Genomic DNA, 15,312 nt, shown 5'->3' on the forward strand with positions numbered 1-15,312 from the left:
GGAATACGGTGCGGGGTCGTAGAATTGTTGTGTTCATGTCAGGGAGGAGAGTGAACAGACGTGAATCTGCAAGTGGAAATGAGAAGACACCGGGATACGCTGATCGTTCGTTTGGTTGGAGAGTTGGATCACCATACCGCCGACGAGGTCCGTTTATCCCTGGACGAGGAAATTGCGAAGGGAACCTGCCGCCATCTATTGCTTAGCCTGGAATCGCTGCAGTTTATGGACAGCTCGGGGATCGGCGTTATTTTGGGCCGGTATAAGCTGATTAAGCAAAAGGGCGGAAGAATGGTCGTCTGCGGAGTGAATCCGCCGGTTCATCGGCTGTTTGACATGTCCGGGCTGTTTAAAATCATGTCGGTGCACGAAGATGAAAGCCAGGCGCTTTCGGAATTGGGGGTTGCCCTATGAACCAGATCGACCGTAATTTCATGAAGCTGCAGTTTGCCGCCAAATCGGAAAACGAATCGTTCGCCCGGGTGACGGTCGCCGCATTCGTCTCCCAGCTCGATCCGACGATGGATGAAATCACCGATTTGAAGACGGTCGTCTCCGAGGCGGTGACGAACTCGATCATTCACGGTTATGACGGCGATCCCGAAGGGATCGTCACCATCACGGCGTCTATTGAGGGGGACACGGTGATCCTTACGGTGGAGGATCAAGGCCGAGGCATAGAGGACGTGGAGCTGGCCAAACAGCCGCTTTATACGTCCAAACCGGAGTTGGAGCGATCGGGAATGGGCTTCACCATCATGGAGAATTTCATGGACGAATTTGAGGTAACCAGCGAGATGGGCGAAGGCACTTCCATCCGGATGAAGAAGAGGATTGTATCTAAGAAAGCTTTGTACAATTAGGGGTTGGAGCTATGGATGCCGAAGTGAAGCAAGCCTCGAGAGAATATTTGGACGATAACGAAGTCAAACGGCTGATCGCCTTAAGCCAGAGCGGCGACAACGCGGCCCGGGACCGGCTGGTGAATTGCAATATCCGGCTGGTCTGGTCGGTGGTGCAGCGGTTCATGAACCGCGGCTACGAACCGGAAGATTTGTTTCAGATCGGCTGTATCGGCCTGTTGAAATCGGTCGACAAGTTTGACCTCAGCTATGACGTCAAATTTTCAACATACGCCGTGCCGATGATCATTGGAGAAATTCAGCGTTTCCTGCGCGATGACGGCACGTTGAAGGTCAGCCGCTCGCTGAAGGAAATGGCCAACAAGGTGCGAAAAAAGAAGGATGAATTGTCCAAGGTGTTGAATCGGCTCCCCACGGTCAAAGAAGTGGCCGAGGAACTCGGGGTGACTCCGGAGGATGTGGTTTTTGCCCAGGAGGCGAACAAACCGCCGGCTTCCATTCACGAAACCGTCTTTGAAAACGACGGGGATCCGATCACACTGATGGATCAAATCGCCGATGAATCCCAGGAACGCTGGTTCGATAAGCTGGCGCTGCACGAAGCCATCGACGGACTCAGCGAACGGGAAAGGCTCATCGTTTATCTGCGATATTATCGGGATCAGACCCAATCCGAGGTGGCAAACCGGCTGGGGATATCCCAGGTTCAGGTCTCCCGTCTCGAGAAAAAAATACTGCAGAGCATTCGGGACCAGATCGCCCAGTAGCTCAGTAAATATTTTAATATGTGACACGAAAGGCCGTCCGGGGAGCATCCGGGCGGCTTTTCGTTTTTGAGTAAACCGCAGGGGGACTTGGCATACTATGGACATTACGGCAGTAGAGGGGTGTCCATGATGGAGAAAGGGACGGCAACTCCCGTTTATCTGCGACTGCGCAAGTATGTCAAACTCCAGGCCGGCCGTGCGGTTCGCTTGGAAGACATCGCCCGCATCCTGGCGGAACCTGCATATGAGGAAGAGCTTAAGGCGCTTGTGCTGGAACGGCCGGATTACCGTGAGGGAAATCTGTTGGTTGTTGACATGCTTCAAGTCATCGAATGCATTCATAAGCGCTTTCCCGGCTTACGTATCGAATTACTGGGGGAGCCCCATGTTCTCATAGAGATGGTGGCCGACGAAAAAAAACCGTCGCGATCCCTGTTTATTCTCGTCTGGTTGCTGTTGTTTTTCGGAGCGGCGCTGACGATCATGAATTTTCATGCCGATGTAAGCATGCCGCAAGTGCAAATCAGAATCGTCGAAATGCTGACGGGAAAGAGGGACGATCACCCCTATTTGTTTCAAGGCGCATACTCCATCGGGATCGGCCTCGGAATGATCATCTTCTTCAACCATCTGTTCAAGAAAAAATGGAATGAAGAGCCTTCCCCGCTGGAAGTCGAAATGTATCTGTATCAAGAGAACCTAAACCAGTATGTGATTGCCGAAGAGTACGAGAAGAAACGTCGAGCGGAAGCCTCCCGGGACCGGAAGGAGACGGAGCCTTGAGTTCCGTTCTGTCATCGTTTGTAACGCTGTTTATCGGCTTGGCGGGAGGCATCGCCGTTGGAGGCGGGGTGATCGCTTTATACATTGTTTTGGATGTGATTCCGCGGTTGGCCCAAGTGACGAAGTCATATAACAAGGTCCATTGGTATGAGGGAGCGATGGTCGGAGGTTCCTTTATCGGGACGATTGCGGATTTCTGGAATTGGAAGCTGTCAGGTCCCTGGCTTGCTTCCGGCTTTATAGGTTTGTTAAACGGCGTGTTTATCGGTATGTTGGCCGCAGCGCTTACGGAGGTGCTGAACGTTCTACCGATTCTGGCCAAAAGGCTGCGGATGCAAAACGATCTGGTCGGCCTCCTGATGGCGATGGTGTGCGGGAAAGTGGCCGGTTCCTTTTTCGAATGGTTTATCTACAGAAAGTAAACAGATTAAGGAGGCTGATGTAAGATGGTGGGTCAGGAACGAGGCGGCCCGGGAAGCGGGGAACACACTGGAGAGGAGCCGAAATTCATGCCGGCTTTTGGCGAGTACGATTGGGAGGGCAGCGAGGAGGCAAAGCGGGCCCTGCGTCATAAGGTGGAAGCCGAACGATCCGACTCCGTGAAGGAATCGATCCGTTATTGGCAGAAGAGCGATCAAATCAGCCGCAGCCTGACGACGACGAAAAAAACGCTCGAGGAAGTCGTCGGGTTGGGCCAGGGTTTCGATATCGTTTTTCGCGAAATGACGTTCGGCGGCAAGAAGACCGGACTTTTCTTTATTAATGGCTTCGTTAAGGACACGATTCTTCAGGAAGTCCTCAAACGGCTGACTTATTTGACTCCCGAAGACTTAAGTTCGGGCGCGCTGCGATCCTTTTTCGAACTGTACATTCCTCATATCCAAGTTGAGAAAACGGATGAACTGAGCAAGGCCATCAACGGTGTTCTGGTCGGCATGAGTGCTTTTTTTATCGAAGGGGAGCAGTCGGCGATTCTGCTGGATACCCGCATTTATCCGGTGCGCAGCCCCGAGGAGCCCTCCCTCGAACGGGTTGTTCGCGGCGCGAGGGACGGATTTACGGAGACTTTGGTGACGAACGTGATTCTGGTACGCAGACGCCTGCGCGACCCCGGTGTAAAATTCGAAGTGATGAAGGTAGGCCGCCGGTCGCAAACCGATGTCTGCGTGGCCTATATCGATGACATCGTGGACAAGGTGCTGGTTGACGCCGTAAAAGAAAAGATTCAGGCGGTGGAACTCGACGGGATTCCGCTGGCCGACAAGCAGTTGGAGGAAGCGATCGTCAAGAGGGGCTGGAACCCCTATCCGATGGTGCGCTATTCCGAGCGTCCGGACGTTGTCGCCTCGCATTTGATGGAGGGACGGGTCGTGATCCTTGTCGACACTTCCCCGAGTGTCATGATTTTGCCGACGAGCTTCTTCGACCTCTGCCAGCATGCGGAAGAAAACCGGCAGACGCCGTTTATGGGCACCTATTTGCGCTGGGTCAGATTTTTCGGCATCTTCGCCTCCTTATTTCTTTTGCCGTTATGGCTTCTCGTCGTCATTCATCCGGAACTAAAACCGGTAGCGCTGGACTTTATCGGACCGCAAAAAATGGCCAAAATTCCGCTGATCGCCCAGTTCCTGATGGTGGAATTCGGGGTGGATCTGATGCGCATGGCCGCGGTTCACACCCCCACGCCGCTGGCCTCCGCCATGGGGTTGATTGCGGCGATTTTGATCGGGGATATCGCGGTAAAGAGCGGTCTGTTCGTTAACGAGGTGGTGCTGTACATGGCGGTCGCCGCCATCGGCATGTTCGCCACGCCGAGCTATGAGCTGGGGCTGGCGAACCGGGTGGTCAGGTTACTGATGATTATCCTGGTGTCGATTTTCGGGGGCCCCGGGTTTATCGGCGGAATCACGGCGTTTGTCATTTTTCTAAGCTTGCAGCGGTCGTTTAATACTTCCTACCTGTGGCCGTTTATTCCTTTTAATGCAAAGGCGATGGCAGCTATCATCCTCCGTGTTCCGGTGCTCACTTCCAAGCTAAGGCCTTCCATGAACAAGACGAGGGACCGGACGAGGATGCCGCGCGAGAGACGGGATTCGTAAGCCAGTCCGAAAAAAACACAAATGATATTCCTAAAAATCCATTTTTCAGTTGGGTGGTTGTTTGCTATACTGATGAAAACTGAAAGTGGAGGACTGCATAGATGTATTTACACGGTACCAGCAAAATCAATTCCAAGGGACATCTGGAAATCGGCGGATGCGATACGGTAGAGCTGAAAGAAACTTACGGCACTCCGCTGTATATTATGGATGAAGCCTTGATCCGGCAAAGATGCCGTGAATATATGGAAGCGTTCCGGGCATCGGGCTTGTCCTTCCAGGTGGCATACGCCAGCAAAGCGTTCTGCGTCATGGCCATGTGCCGGCTGGCCGAGGAAGAGGGACTTTCCCTTGACGTCGTATCGGAAGGGGAATTATATACGGCACTGCAAGCTGGTTTCCCTGCGCAGCGTATCCATTTTCACGGCAATAACAAAACCCCGGAAGAGCTGGAGATGGCCATTCAGGCCAACATTGGCTGTTTCGTCGTGGATAATTTTACCGAGATGCACATGCTGCAGGCGCTTGCCGCCGAAAAAGGCGTCACCGTCAACATCCTGTTGCGCGTAACGCCAGGAGTGGAGGCCCACACCCACGAATACATTTCCACCGGGCAAACGGATTCGAAGTTCGGCTTCGATATCGGGAACGGCTCCGCTTATGAAGCGGTAGAACAGGCTTCCCGGAGCTTGAATCTGAATTTGCTCGGGCTGCATTCCCATATCGGCTCGCAAATTTTTGAGGTCGAAGGCTTCCAGATGGCGGTGGAACGCGTGGCGGAATTTTCGCTTCGCGTTAAAGATCAACTGAATGTGATCTTTAAAGTCATCAACCTTGGTGGAGGCTTCGGCATCCGCTACACGTCCGAGGACACGCCGCTTCAAGTTTCCGATTATGTGAAGGCGATTACGGACGCGGTAAAATCTTCTTTTGCCGCCGGTTATCCGCAGCTGCCGGAAATTTGGGTGGAGCCGGGTCGCAGTATCGTGGGCGACGCCGGAACGACGCTTTACACGGTGGGTACGAGCAAGGACATCCCGGGGGTCCGGAAGTATGTTTCCGTTGACGGCGGTATGACCGATAACCCGCGTCCGGCGCTGTACGAATCCAAGTATGAAGCCATGCTGGCGAACCGCGGGCTGGATGCGGCCGAGGAGACGGTGTCCATCGCGGGGAAATGCTGCGAAAGCGGCGACATGTTGATCTGGGATCTGGAACTGCCGAAGGTCAAATCCGGCGATTTGCTGGCGGTCGCTTGCACCGGGGCGTACAACTACGCGATGGCAAGCAATTACAACCGGATCCGCCGCCCTGCGGTCGTGTTCGTTCAAAACGGTCAAAGCGATCTGGTGGTCAAGCGGGAGACACTGCAGGACATTACCTCCTGCGACGTGATTCCCGAGCGCATCGCCAAACAGCCGTCTTTGAAATAAAAAGGCCTGGTGATAGAAACTTAAAAAACAGAGGTGCGCAGCCAGTTCATTTCGATGAACTGGCTTTTTCGGTACCTGCTTTTTAGTCCGTATTTTGCTACCGGAGGGATTTCATAGTACACTGGAATAGGTTTGTCCCACGTGTATGCTCACTAAAGAAGAAGAGGAAGTGACCCATATGAAAAAAGGAAAGATCGTTTTGGAAAAGGGCGGAGAAGTGGAGATCCAGTTTCTGCCCGAAGAAGCTCCGGGTACGGTGGCGAATTTCGAGAAGTTGGCGAATTCCGGCTTCTATAACGGCTTGACGTTCCACCGCGTGATCCCCGGCTTTGTAGCTCAAGGCGGATGTCCGGTCGGAAACGGCACCGGCGGTCCAGGCTACACGATCAAGTGCGAAACGGCAACGAATACGACGAAGCATGAGCGCGGCGTGTTGTCGATGGCCCATGCCGGGAAAGATACCGGCGGCAGCCAGTTCTTCATCGTGTATGAGCCGCAGCCTCACCTGAACGGAGTACATACCGTATTCGGTAAAGTCACTTCCGGAATGGACCTGGTGGACCAGATCCGCCCAGGGGATAAAATGAAAGAGGTTACCGTCTGGGACGAGTAATCCCCGAAATGCGAAAGGGCTCCCGGCCGATCTTCGGCCAAGGGAGCCCTTTCGCTATTTCATGATGAATGAAGTTAAGATTGCCGGTCGGCCGCTTCGTCCTTGACTTCCTCCCGGAAGCCGCGGATGCTGTCCAGACGGCGGGCGTTCTTTTCTTCAATTTGCCGCTTTTCCTCGCCGGTGATTTCGTCGGCATGCTCGCTCAAGTATTCCTGGCCTTCGCGGAAGTTGCGGATCGTATTTTGGATGTTGTCCTGCAGCTTTTCCACATTATCGGCGCGGTTGTCGGGTTTGGCCATGGCAGTTCCCTCCTGAAGGTTTCTTCCCCGGGAAGCGGGGCAATGTTATTGTCGCACTCAAGCGCTGATTTTATTCCGGAACGGGGTTTGGCTTAGCAGAGCCCAATCCGATTTGCGGCGTTGTTGTATTTTTATTTTTTTTATGCTATTCTTTCCTCAAGTCAGATGGATTTATGACTTTATCAAATTTATATGCATTCCTTCGGGGCAGGGTGAAATTCCCTACCGACGGTGATGGCGGGTCTTGAGATTTCCAGCAATAGCGGAAACCGAGGCCGGCACAAGTCCGTGACCCGTATGCGGGATCTGCCCGCATATGGCTGAGCCGGTGCGATTCCGGGACCGACAGTATAGTCTGGATGGGAGAAGGAGACGCGAAAAGCATTCGTACGTTAAAGTTCATGTTTTCACATGGTCTATTTGTGTTTCCATGTTGAACGATATGTTCGTTTTGACGGAGGCGAAGTATGCCTGCAGGCTATGATTTTATCATGGCTTGGTTAGGTGTAATTTAATGCAGCTTTTATTTCGCGGATGATCACTCTCAACAGCTCCTGCCGGAATGCTCCGGCAGGAGTTTTTTATGTCTAAGGCACAAGGAGGGGCGGTTATGCAAACGATCGGCGATGAATATTACATGGAGCTCGCCCTGCAAATGGCCGAACGCGCCCAGGGGCAGACCGGGATCAATCCGGTCGTCGGAGCCGTCGTGGTGAAAGACGGCGCGGTGGTCGGCCTGGGCGCCCACCTGAAAAGGGGAACGCCGCACGCGGAAGTGCACGCGCTCCGCATGGCGGGCCCCTTGGCCGAAGGGAGCACGGTATACGTTACGCTGGAGCCTTGCAGCCATTACGGCATGACGCCTCCTTGCGCGGAGCGGTTGATCGAGGATAAGGTGGCGCGGGTTGTCGTGGCCACCGAAGATCCCAACCCGCAGGTGGCCGGGCGGGGAATCGGACTGCTGCGGCAAAACGGGATTGAAGTGACGACCGGGGTGCTTCGAGACCGGGCCGTGGCGTTAAACCGGAAATTCATCAAATACATTACAACCGGTCTTCCTTACGTGACGATTAAAACGGCCAGTACGCTGGACGGTAAAATCGCGACGAAAACGGGCGACAGCAAGTGGATTTCGAATGAAGCCTCGCGCGAAATCGTGCATACGATGCGACACCGCCATCAGGGCATTATGGTCGGCTCCGGAACGGTGCTTGCGGATGATCCGCAATTGACGACACGCCTGGCGGTTCCCGGATTGGATCCGGTGCGCATTATCGTGGATTCGACGCTTCGCGTTCCTGTCGCCAGCCGGGTGCTGAGCGACGGAGCGGCGCCGACCCTCGTCCTGACGACCGAGATGGCGGACCGCGCAAAGATGGCTGTCCTGGCGGAGCGGGGCATTGAGGTGATTCCCTGCGGGGCGGGGCCTCATGTTGATTTGCAGCTGGCGCTCCAGAGACTCGGGGAACGGGAAATCTCCTCCGTCCTAGTCGAGGGCGGCGGACGATTGAACGGCTCCCTGCTGGAAAAGAGGCTGGTGGACGAGATCGTCTTGTTTTTCGCCCCGAAATTGATCGGCGGGGGCGAAGCGCCGGGAAGCTTTATTTTCTCGGGATATGAAAAAATGAGCGAGGCCGTAACGCTGACAAGTGTAGAAGTCGAGACGATCGGAGACAATGTCTGTATTCAAGGAAGGCCGGTCTGGCCGGAGAAGGAGCAAGCGGACATCCAAGGAAGTACGGAAGCGTAAAGGAGGCAGCCAATGTTTACAGGGCTTATCGAGGAGATCGGGACGATGAAATCGGTTAGCCGTCAAGGGGAAGCGCTAGTTCTGCACATTGCGGCCAAGGTCGTCACCGAAGGGTTAAAACCGGGCGACAGCATCGCCGTTAACGGGGTATGCCTGACGGCGGTATCTTTTGACGATCATTCGTTTATGGTCGATGTGATGCCGCAAACGTACCGGCATACCAACCTCAAGGATCTGAAGTCCGGCAGCAAAGTCAATCTCGAACGGGCGATGGCGGCCGGCGGCCGGTTCGGCGGTCATATCGTGCAGGGTCATGTGGACGGAACGGGTCAAATCGTGCGTAAGCGTCAGGATCAAAATTCCGTCGTATACGAGATCCGACTGGCCGACGCTTCCCTCTCGCGGTACATCATTCCCCAAGGTTCCATTACGGTGGACGGGATCAGTCTGACCGTGGTAGAAACGCATGACGGCGGGTTTTCCATATCGATTATTCCCCATACCCTAAAAGAGACGATCCTCGCCTATAAAGGGGCGGGGGATACGGTTAACCTGGAGTGCGATGTGCTTGGCAAATATGTAGAACATCTTTTGAATTACGGAGCTTCGGGAAATGGAGTCCGGAAGACGGCTTCCGCTTCCACGCGCGGCATCGATCCGCAATTTCTGTCGGAGCACGGATTTATGTAAAATTGGAGGGATTCCCATGAGCGAGTTTCAACTGGACCGCGTGGAAGAAGCGATATACGAACTGATGCGCGGCAAAGTGATCATCGTGGTGGATGACGAAGACCGGGAAAATGAAGGGGATTTTGTGGCGCTGGCCGAGATGGCCACGCCGGAAGTGATCAATTTTATGATCACTCAGGGCCGTGGGCTGGTGTGCCTGCCGATTACGGCGGAGCGTGCCGAGGAACTGGAACTGGCGCCGATGGTTACCCAAAATACCGACTACCACGGGACGGCGTTTACCGTTTCGATCGATCATAAAGATACGACGACCGGAATTTCCGCCTATGAACGCTCTTTAACGGTTCGCGGGATCATGGACCCGAAGGCGAAGCCGTCGGACTTCCGGCGGCCGGGCCATATGTTCCCGCTGATCGCCAAGAAGGGCGGCGTTCTGCGCCGGGCGGGTCATACCGAAGCGGCCGTCGATCTGGCCCGGATGTGCGGCTCGTATCCCGCCGGCGTCATTTGCGAGGTGATTAAAGAGGACGGGACGATGGCGAGACTCCCCGATCTGGTGGAAATCGCCAGGAAGCATGATTTGAAGCTCATCAGCGTCAAAGACCTGATACATTACCGCAACGAGAAGGAAAAGCTGGTCAACCGGGAAGTCGAGGTACGGATGCCGACCGATTACGGTGAATTCCGGGCGGTAGCTTATACGAATGAGGTGGACACCAAGGAACATGTGGCCCTCGTTAAAGGCGACATCAACGGGAATGAACCGGTTCTGGTTCGGGTTCACTCCGAATGTCTCACCGGCGACGTCTTTCACTCGCACCGCTGCGATTGCGGCCCGCAATTCGAAGCCGCGCTACGCCAGATCGAACAAGAAGGGCGAGGGGTTCTTCTCTATATGCGCCAGGAAGGCCGCGGGATCGGACTGGTCAACAAGCTGAAAGCCTACAAGCTGCAGGAAGAGGGATTCGATACGGTCGACGCCAACCTGAAGCTGGGCTTCCCGGCCGACCTGCGGGATTACGGCATCGGAGCGCAAATTCTCAAGGATTTGGGCGTATGCCAAATCCGGCTGCTTACGAATAATCCGCGAAAGATTAAAGGCCTGGAAGGATACGGTTTGGAAGTGGTGGAACGGGTACCGCTGCAAATGAAAGAGAATGCCGACAATACCCGTTACCTGCATACGAAGCAAGCCAAGCTCGGGCATATGCTGAAATTCGACGATCTGGAGCAGAACGAATCCGCCGAGGTTTAAGATCGGGCAACACGTCCGTTTCGAAATCGGCACATAAACAAGTTTCAATCACAGGGAGGATGAAATTCATGATGAATGTTTTTGAAGGCAATCTGGTATCGGAAGGTTTAAAATACGGCATCGTTGTAGGCCGGTTTAACGAGTTTATTACAAGCAAGCTGCTTAGCGGAGCGCTCGATGCCCTGAAGCGTCACGGCGTCAAGGAAGAAGAAATCAGCGTCGCATGGGTACCGGGGGCGTTTGAAATTCCTTTGGCCGCCCAGAAGCTGGCGGAAAGCGGGAATTACGACGCGGTCATCACTCTCGGCACCGTCATTCGGGGTTCCACGTCGCATTATGATTATGTCTGCAACGAGGTGGCCAAGGGCGTTGCGGCCATCGGTCTGAAGACCGGTATACCGACCATATTCGGCGTCGTGACGACGGAAAATATCGAGCAGGCGATTGAGCGCGCGGGTACCAAGGCCGGGAACAAGGGCTGGGACGCCGCAATGGCCGCGATCGAAATGGCAAACTTGACGAAACAGCTAAAATAGTGCTTATTTAATGTAGTACCCTATTTTTCGGGTACTGCATTTTTCTTTTTAGAGGCACGGGTTGCTTCGCGATTGGTACGACGGGTGGAGGATGTTCATTGACGACCGTATTATATAAACTGGAGACATTTGAGGGGCCGCTGGATTTGCTGCTGCATCTGATCGATAAGGCCGAGATCGATATTCACCAAATTTCGATCAGTGAGATCACGGACCAGTACCTCGAGTATTTGCACAATATGCAGGAATTGGAACTTGAGGTAACCAGCGAGTTCCTCGTCATGGCGGCCACGCTGCTGTCCATAAAATCCAAACAGCTCCTGCCCAAACCGCCCGTTATTGAACTGGAGGACGATTTCGATTATTTGCTGGAGGAAGAAGAGGATCCGAGGGACGAGCTGATCCGCCAGTTGATCGAGTATCGCAAATATAAAGGGATTGCCGAGCATCTTCATGAGCGCGAGTGGGAACGCAGCTTGATCTTTTCCAAAGAGCCCGAAGATTTAACGCCCTATTTGCCGGACATCGAGGAGAACCCGGTAAAGGGGCTCCACGCCGCCGATCTGATCGCGGTGTTTCAGAAGGCGATCCGTAAATCCGTCAAGCGTAATGCGGTGGCGCGGATTCATCGCGACGAAATTTCGGTAAAGGACCGGATTAGGGAGGTCGTGTCCGCCCTGGAAACCGTGGGAAAAGGCGGAAGACTGTTATTTTCCAAGCTGCTGCATCAGGAGATGCACAGACATGAGATTGTCGTGACTTTTTTGGCCGTATTGGAGTTAATGAAAATGAAACAAATCGTATGCTACCAGAACAAATTGTTCGATGATATCGTCATGGAGTGGAGAGGGGAAGGAAAGGCCGATGAATTATCAGGAATTGAAATCGATTATTGAGGGGTTGCTCTTTCTGGCGGGGGAGGAAGGCATCAGTCCGAAGCAGCTGGCGGAAGTGACGGACCAGCGGCAGGACTTGATTGTCGAAGCCTTGCAGGATATGAAGAGCTCCTTCGAGAATCAGGGTCGGGGGCTGCAGATCGTTCAGATCGCCGGAAACTACCAGTTGGCCACGTTGCCTCAGCATGCGCCGTATTTCGAGAAACTGGCCTACTCCCCCTCGCGTTCCACTTTGTCGCAGGCGGCCTTGGAGACGCTCTCCATCATCGCATACCGTCAGCCGATTACCCGGATTGAAGTGGAGGAAATTCGCGGGGTCAAGTCGGAACGGGCGATCCACACGCTGGTCAACAAGGATTTGATCGAAGAAGTGGGCCGGGCGGATGCGATCGGCAGACCGATTTTGTACGGGACGACGAAGGCGTTCCTCGATTATTTCGGACTTGCGAGCCTTCAAGATTTGCCGGATTTGGCCGATTTCGAAAGCAGCGAGCAGTTGGAAGAGGAAACGCAGCTGTTATTCCAGAAACTGGAGGAACAGCAGTTGACGTTTGACGATGTGGACAAGGATGAACCGAATTAATTAGAACCGTCCCGGTGGGGCGGTTTTTTTATTTTTGGCAAACCTGTAATTTTTTTAGGAACCCCGAGTCATACTAATCGGAGCTTAATATTCCATAGAATGGCATGGAGGGCTTTCCTGTGTGGATTTTTTGGCTCGGAAGCATCCTGGTTTTGTTGCTGCTGGTCGTCCTATTCGTCATCCTGAATTCCAAAATTACAATTCGCTTGAGAGCTAAAAAAGAAAACCGGGACGAACTTATCCAGCTTGACGTCACACTTCTGTTCGGTTTGTTATCGCTTCATTATGAAATTCCGGCCATGGGTTTTGCCGATCTGAAGAAAGGTTTGTGGGTCGAGAGCGGCCGGATCGACAATTTTACGCCCGGGCCTTCGGCGGCCGGGGAGGACGCGATCAACAAGGATAAGGTAAAACATTGGATGCAGCAGCTTCGTGAGTTGGTGACGGCGACGGAAGGGTTTAAAAGATGGCTGGTCAACACGCTTCAAAAGATCTCTTTTGTCCAGTTCGATTGGTCCACCAATGTGGCCATGCGGGACGCGGCGCATACCGCTACGCTAACCGGAGCTTTGTGGGCCGTAAAAAGCACGATTGTCGGATGGCTGTCCTATCATATCAGGCTGCGCCGGCGTCCCAAGCTGTTTGTCGTTCCCCTGTTCGGGACAAGCCCGACATTCTCCACGGAATTGGTCTGCAGGGCTGAAATTAGCTTCGGTTATGCTGTTTACGCCGGACTGATATTGATTTATCGGGTTTTGAAAGTAAAGGGCGGCTTGAAAAGATGGCGTCGGCTCCTTACCGGAACAAAACCGCAATAGGGACGGCTTGCATATTTCCCTTCGGGACAGGACAACCTAATGCTTGCTTAATAAATTCGGTTTATTAAGGAGGTAATGACCCAATGAATGAACATCCAATCCAAGGCCTTATGCAGACCGCTATGGAAAATATTAAAGATATGGTCGATGTGAACACGATCGTGGGCGAGCCCGTCCAGACGCCGGACGGAAGCGTCATTTTACCGATCAGCCGCGTTGGCTTCGGCTTTGCCGCAGGGGGAAGCGACTTTAACCTTGACGAGCAAGACGGAAAAAGCGCAACGCATGCCGACGGCGGAAAAGGCCGGCCTTTCGGCGGCGGCAGCGGCGGCGGCGTATCGATCAATCCCATCGCCTTCCTGGTCGTGGGCAAGCAGGGGGTAAATATCGTTCCGTTGGACAATCAGACCCATCTGATGGAGAAAATCATCGACGCCGTTCCTTCGGTGATCGACCGAATCCAATCGATGCTGCCGAACAACGGCGGAGCACAGACACAGACAACAGGCGCAATGTCAACGGCAAACATGGCGAACGCGACGGTTGGAACACCCCCAACTCCCGCTATCCATCCTTTTGCGTAATCGCTGCTCCCTTTCCGGGACCCCGGGAGGGGTCTTTTTTTGAACAGTAGCGAAAGTGCCGTTGTGTTTGCCGATCAGGGCTTGGACATACTCCCATGAACCGCAGCATATAATATACCAGTTCGCATAAGCGAAAGTCGGAGGAATAAAGATGAAACGTACATCCAGAATTCAGGCTCTTGGCATGTTTAGCTTAAGCCTTATATGTGCGCTATCGTTATCGGGACGCGCGCAGGGTGAGCCGGCGGCCCCGACAACGCACGCTCAGGCAGCCTCGCTGATCGATGTGTCATCCGGGCGGATCCTATACAGTTCGTCGGGAGACCAAGAGCTCCCCATCGCCAGTCTGACCAAGATCATGACGGCCATCGTCGCGATCGAGCACGGTAAACCCGGCGACCTTGTCAAAGTGAGCCGGAACGCGTACGGCAAAGAGGGCTCGTCGATCTATCTTCGCCTCGGCGAGGAAATGAGCCTGGAGAACATGCTCTACGGCTTGATGCTCAGGTCCGGCAACGACGCGGCGACGGCGATCGCCGAGCATGTCGGCGGTTCCGAGGAAGGGTTCGTTTACTTGATGAACCAGAAGGCCAAGCTGCTTGGGCTGGAGCATACGCAATTTAAGAATCCACACGGGCTTGATGCCAAAGGGCATTATTCTTCGGCGAACGATTTGGCCAAGCTTACGGCGTACGCCCTGCATAACCCTTTATTTAAAGAAATCGTGAAAACGCCGAGCCGCAAAGCGCCGAACCCTAACGATCCCTGGGATTACCGCTGGGATAACAAAAATAAAATGCTCCGCTTTTATGAAGGGGCAGACGGCGTGAAAACAGGGTATACCAAGACGGCAAGGCGCTGTCTGGTCAGTTCCGCCACCCGTGGCGGCCAGCAGTTGGTCGCGGTCACGATCAACGACGGGGATGACTGGAACGACCATCGAAAATTGCTGGATTTCGGCTTCGCCCATTTTCCCCTGCAAACGCTGATCGAAGAAGGGCAAGCGGTGAAAACCGGCTTAACCGCCGGCAGCGGGTTTCGATACCCGCTCACGGATAGCGAGAAGCGGGAGGTCGAGCTCCGTCTGAAGATCAGGGAAGGGGGTGCCTTGTCCTTCGGTTATCGCGGAGAGATTGTAGTTTCGCTTCAAGGGCGGGAAATCGGCAAGGTACCGGTCTACCAAAGTCGCTCCGACGACGGCGCCCCGCCCGCGGCAAGCAGCTTCGGGCAGGGTGCGGCTTCTTCTTTCGATCAATCGGGCGGCAAGCGGCCCGGCTCGCTGGAAACGGTGCTGAGGAGGCTGTTCCTGGCGGGGGATTAATGGAGCGTTTTTGCGGAAGGGG

The 15,312-nt window shown here is 54.0% G+C and carries 18 protein-coding genes and 1 riboswitch; of the genes, 17 read left to right on the forward strand and 1 reads right to left on the reverse strand.

Annotated features, from left to right (window positions below):
* The first annotated feature begins 60 nt into the window (after positions 1 to 60).
* The 8 genes from spoIIAA (at position 61) to FRY98_RS11330 (ending at position 6,558) form a co-directional block, all read left to right on the forward strand.
* Entirely contained in the window at positions 61 to 414 is a 354-nt protein-coding gene (spoIIAA, locus tag FRY98_RS11295; protein WP_148451845.1) for an anti-sigma F factor antagonist, read from the forward strand.
* Positions 411 to 863 carry an anti-sigma F factor gene (spoIIAB, locus tag FRY98_RS11300; RefSeq protein ID WP_148451846.1) on the forward strand — a complete coding sequence of 151 codons (453 nt, stop codon included), beginning with the start codon at positions 411 to 413 and terminating at the stop codon, positions 861 to 863. The genes spoIIAA and spoIIAB overlap by 4 nt, the downstream gene beginning before the upstream one ends.
* 11 nt (positions 864 to 874) lie before the next feature.
* Entirely contained in the window at positions 875 to 1,630 is a 756-nt protein-coding gene (sigF, locus tag FRY98_RS11305) for an RNA polymerase sporulation sigma factor SigF (RefSeq protein ID WP_148451847.1), read from the forward strand.
* A 129-nt stretch (positions 1,631 to 1,759) separates the two neighbouring features.
* Positions 1,760 to 2,413 (forward strand): stage V sporulation protein AA, encoded by a 654-nt coding sequence (locus FRY98_RS11310; RefSeq protein WP_148452683.1) that lies wholly within the window; start codon positions 1,760 to 1,762, stop codon positions 2,411 to 2,413.
* Positions 2,410 to 2,835 (forward strand): stage V sporulation protein AB, encoded by a 426-nt coding sequence (locus FRY98_RS11315; RefSeq protein WP_148451848.1) that lies wholly within the window; start codon positions 2,410 to 2,412, stop codon positions 2,833 to 2,835. The genes FRY98_RS11310 and FRY98_RS11315 overlap by 4 nt, the downstream gene beginning before the upstream one ends.
* Positions 2,836 to 2,922: 87 nt before the next feature.
* The gene (locus FRY98_RS11320; RefSeq protein WP_225039668.1) at positions 2,923 to 4,512 is read left to right on the forward strand and encodes a spore germination protein; all 1,590 of its coding nucleotides are present in this window, start codon (positions 2,923 to 2,925) and stop codon (positions 4,510 to 4,512) included.
* Positions 4,513 to 4,613: 101 nt separating this feature from the next.
* The gene (gene lysA, locus FRY98_RS11325) at positions 4,614 to 5,945 is read left to right on the forward strand and encodes a diaminopimelate decarboxylase (protein ID WP_148451850.1); all 1,332 of its coding nucleotides are present in this window, start codon (positions 4,614 to 4,616) and stop codon (positions 5,943 to 5,945) included.
* 178 nt (positions 5,946 to 6,123) lie between these two features.
* Positions 6,124 to 6,558: a peptidylprolyl isomerase gene (locus tag FRY98_RS11330; RefSeq protein ID WP_148451851.1), complete on the forward strand. Its 435-nt coding sequence runs from the start codon at positions 6,124 to 6,126 to the stop codon at positions 6,556 to 6,558.
* Positions 6,559 to 6,632: 74 nt separating this feature from the next.
* Here the strand turns inward: FRY98_RS11330 and tlp are convergent, their stop codons facing one another.
* The gene (gene tlp, locus FRY98_RS11335; protein ID WP_148451852.1) at positions 6,633 to 6,857 is read right to left on the reverse strand and encodes a small acid-soluble spore protein Tlp; all 225 of its coding nucleotides are present in this window, start codon (positions 6,855 to 6,857) and stop codon (positions 6,633 to 6,635) included.
* A 194-nt stretch (positions 6,858 to 7,051) separates the two neighbouring features.
* Positions 7,052 to 7,232, forward strand: a riboswitch (FMN riboswitch).
* 235 nt (positions 7,233 to 7,467) lie between these two features.
* Here tlp and ribD point away from each other — a divergent pair.
* The 9 genes from ribD (at position 7,468) to FRY98_RS11380 (ending at position 15,290) form a co-directional block, all read left to right on the forward strand.
* Positions 7,468 to 8,607 carry a bifunctional diaminohydroxyphosphoribosylaminopyrimidine deaminase/5-amino-6-(5-phosphoribosylamino)uracil reductase RibD gene (ribD, locus tag FRY98_RS11340; protein ID WP_148451853.1) on the forward strand — a complete coding sequence of 380 codons (1,140 nt, stop codon included), beginning with the start codon at positions 7,468 to 7,470 and terminating at the stop codon, positions 8,605 to 8,607.
* Between the two features lie 12 nt (positions 8,608 to 8,619).
* The gene (locus FRY98_RS11345; RefSeq protein WP_148451854.1) at positions 8,620 to 9,297 is read left to right on the forward strand and encodes a riboflavin synthase; all 678 of its coding nucleotides are present in this window, start codon (positions 8,620 to 8,622) and stop codon (positions 9,295 to 9,297) included.
* A gap of 16 nt (positions 9,298 to 9,313) precedes the next feature.
* Positions 9,314 to 10,552, forward strand: a complete 1,239-nt coding sequence (locus FRY98_RS11350) for a bifunctional 3,4-dihydroxy-2-butanone-4-phosphate synthase/GTP cyclohydrolase II (protein WP_148451855.1) — start codon at positions 9,314 to 9,316, stop codon at positions 10,550 to 10,552.
* A 68-nt stretch (positions 10,553 to 10,620) separates the two neighbouring features.
* Entirely contained in the window at positions 10,621 to 11,088 is a 468-nt protein-coding gene (gene ribH, locus FRY98_RS11355; RefSeq protein ID WP_148451856.1) for a 6,7-dimethyl-8-ribityllumazine synthase, read from the forward strand.
* Between the two features lie 98 nt (positions 11,089 to 11,186).
* Positions 11,187 to 11,984: a segregation and condensation protein A gene (locus tag FRY98_RS11360; RefSeq protein ID WP_148451857.1), complete on the forward strand. Its 798-nt coding sequence runs from the start codon at positions 11,187 to 11,189 to the stop codon at positions 11,982 to 11,984.
* Entirely contained in the window at positions 11,953 to 12,567 is a 615-nt protein-coding gene (gene scpB, locus FRY98_RS11365) for an SMC-Scp complex subunit ScpB (RefSeq protein WP_148451858.1), read from the forward strand. The genes FRY98_RS11360 and scpB overlap by 32 nt, the downstream gene beginning before the upstream one ends.
* 119 nt (positions 12,568 to 12,686) lie before the next feature.
* Positions 12,687 to 13,385 (forward strand): DUF2953 domain-containing protein, encoded by a 699-nt coding sequence (locus FRY98_RS11370; RefSeq protein ID WP_148451859.1) that lies wholly within the window; start codon positions 12,687 to 12,689, stop codon positions 13,383 to 13,385.
* 83 nt (positions 13,386 to 13,468) lie between these two features.
* Entirely contained in the window at positions 13,469 to 13,969 is a 501-nt protein-coding gene (gene ytfJ / locus FRY98_RS11375; RefSeq protein ID WP_148451860.1) for a GerW family sporulation protein, read from the forward strand.
* A gap of 151 nt (positions 13,970 to 14,120) precedes the next feature.
* Complete coding sequence (locus tag FRY98_RS11380) at positions 14,121 to 15,290, forward strand: D-alanyl-D-alanine carboxypeptidase family protein (protein WP_148451861.1); 1,170 nt, start codon at positions 14,121 to 14,123, stop codon at positions 15,288 to 15,290.
* Positions 15,291 to 15,312 lie beyond the last annotated feature (22 nt).

Origin of the sequence: Paenibacillus faecis, assembly GCF_008084145.1 — a bacterium.
GTDB classification, from domain to species: domain Bacteria; phylum Bacillota; class Bacilli; order Paenibacillales; family Paenibacillaceae; genus Fontibacillus; species Fontibacillus faecis.

What these genes read in the sequence shown, in the direction of transcription:
- FRY98_RS11330 (WP_148451851.1), top strand. Translation starts at nt 6,124, where the DNA reads ATGAAAAAAGGAAAGATCGTTTTGGAAAAGGGCGGAGAAGTGGAGATC.
- ribH (WP_148451856.1), top strand. Translation starts at nt 10,621, where the DNA reads ATGATGAATGTTTTTGAAGGCAATCTGGTATCGGAAGGTTTAAAATAC.
- ribD (WP_148451853.1), top strand. Translation starts at nt 7,468, where the DNA reads ATGCAAACGATCGGCGATGAATATTACATGGAGCTCGCCCTGCAAATG.
- FRY98_RS11380 (WP_148451861.1), top strand. Translation starts at nt 14,121, where the DNA reads ATGAAACGTACATCCAGAATTCAGGCTCTTGGCATGTTTAGCTTAAGC.
- spoIIAB (WP_148451846.1), top strand. Translation starts at nt 411, where the DNA reads ATGAACCAGATCGACCGTAATTTCATGAAGCTGCAGTTTGCCGCCAAA.
- FRY98_RS11320 (WP_225039668.1), top strand. Translation starts at nt 2,923, where the DNA reads ATGCCGGCTTTTGGCGAGTACGATTGGGAGGGCAGCGAGGAGGCAAAG.
- scpB (WP_148451858.1), top strand. Translation starts at nt 11,953, where the DNA reads ATGAATTATCAGGAATTGAAATCGATTATTGAGGGGTTGCTCTTTCTG.
- tlp (WP_148451852.1), bottom strand. Translation starts at nt 6,857, where the DNA reads ATGGCCAAACCCGACAACCGCGCCGATAATGTGGAAAAGCTGCAGGAC.
- ytfJ (WP_148451860.1), top strand. Translation starts at nt 13,469, where the DNA reads ATGAATGAACATCCAATCCAAGGCCTTATGCAGACCGCTATGGAAAAT.
- FRY98_RS11345 (WP_148451854.1), top strand. Translation starts at nt 8,620, where the DNA reads ATGTTTACAGGGCTTATCGAGGAGATCGGGACGATGAAATCGGTTAGC.
- lysA (WP_148451850.1), top strand. Translation starts at nt 4,614, where the DNA reads ATGTATTTACACGGTACCAGCAAAATCAATTCCAAGGGACATCTGGAA.
- FRY98_RS11310 (WP_148452683.1), top strand. Translation starts at nt 1,760, where the DNA reads ATGGAGAAAGGGACGGCAACTCCCGTTTATCTGCGACTGCGCAAGTAT.
- sigF (WP_148451847.1), top strand. Translation starts at nt 875, where the DNA reads ATGGATGCCGAAGTGAAGCAAGCCTCGAGAGAATATTTGGACGATAAC.
- FRY98_RS11350 (WP_148451855.1), top strand. Translation starts at nt 9,314, where the DNA reads ATGAGCGAGTTTCAACTGGACCGCGTGGAAGAAGCGATATACGAACTG.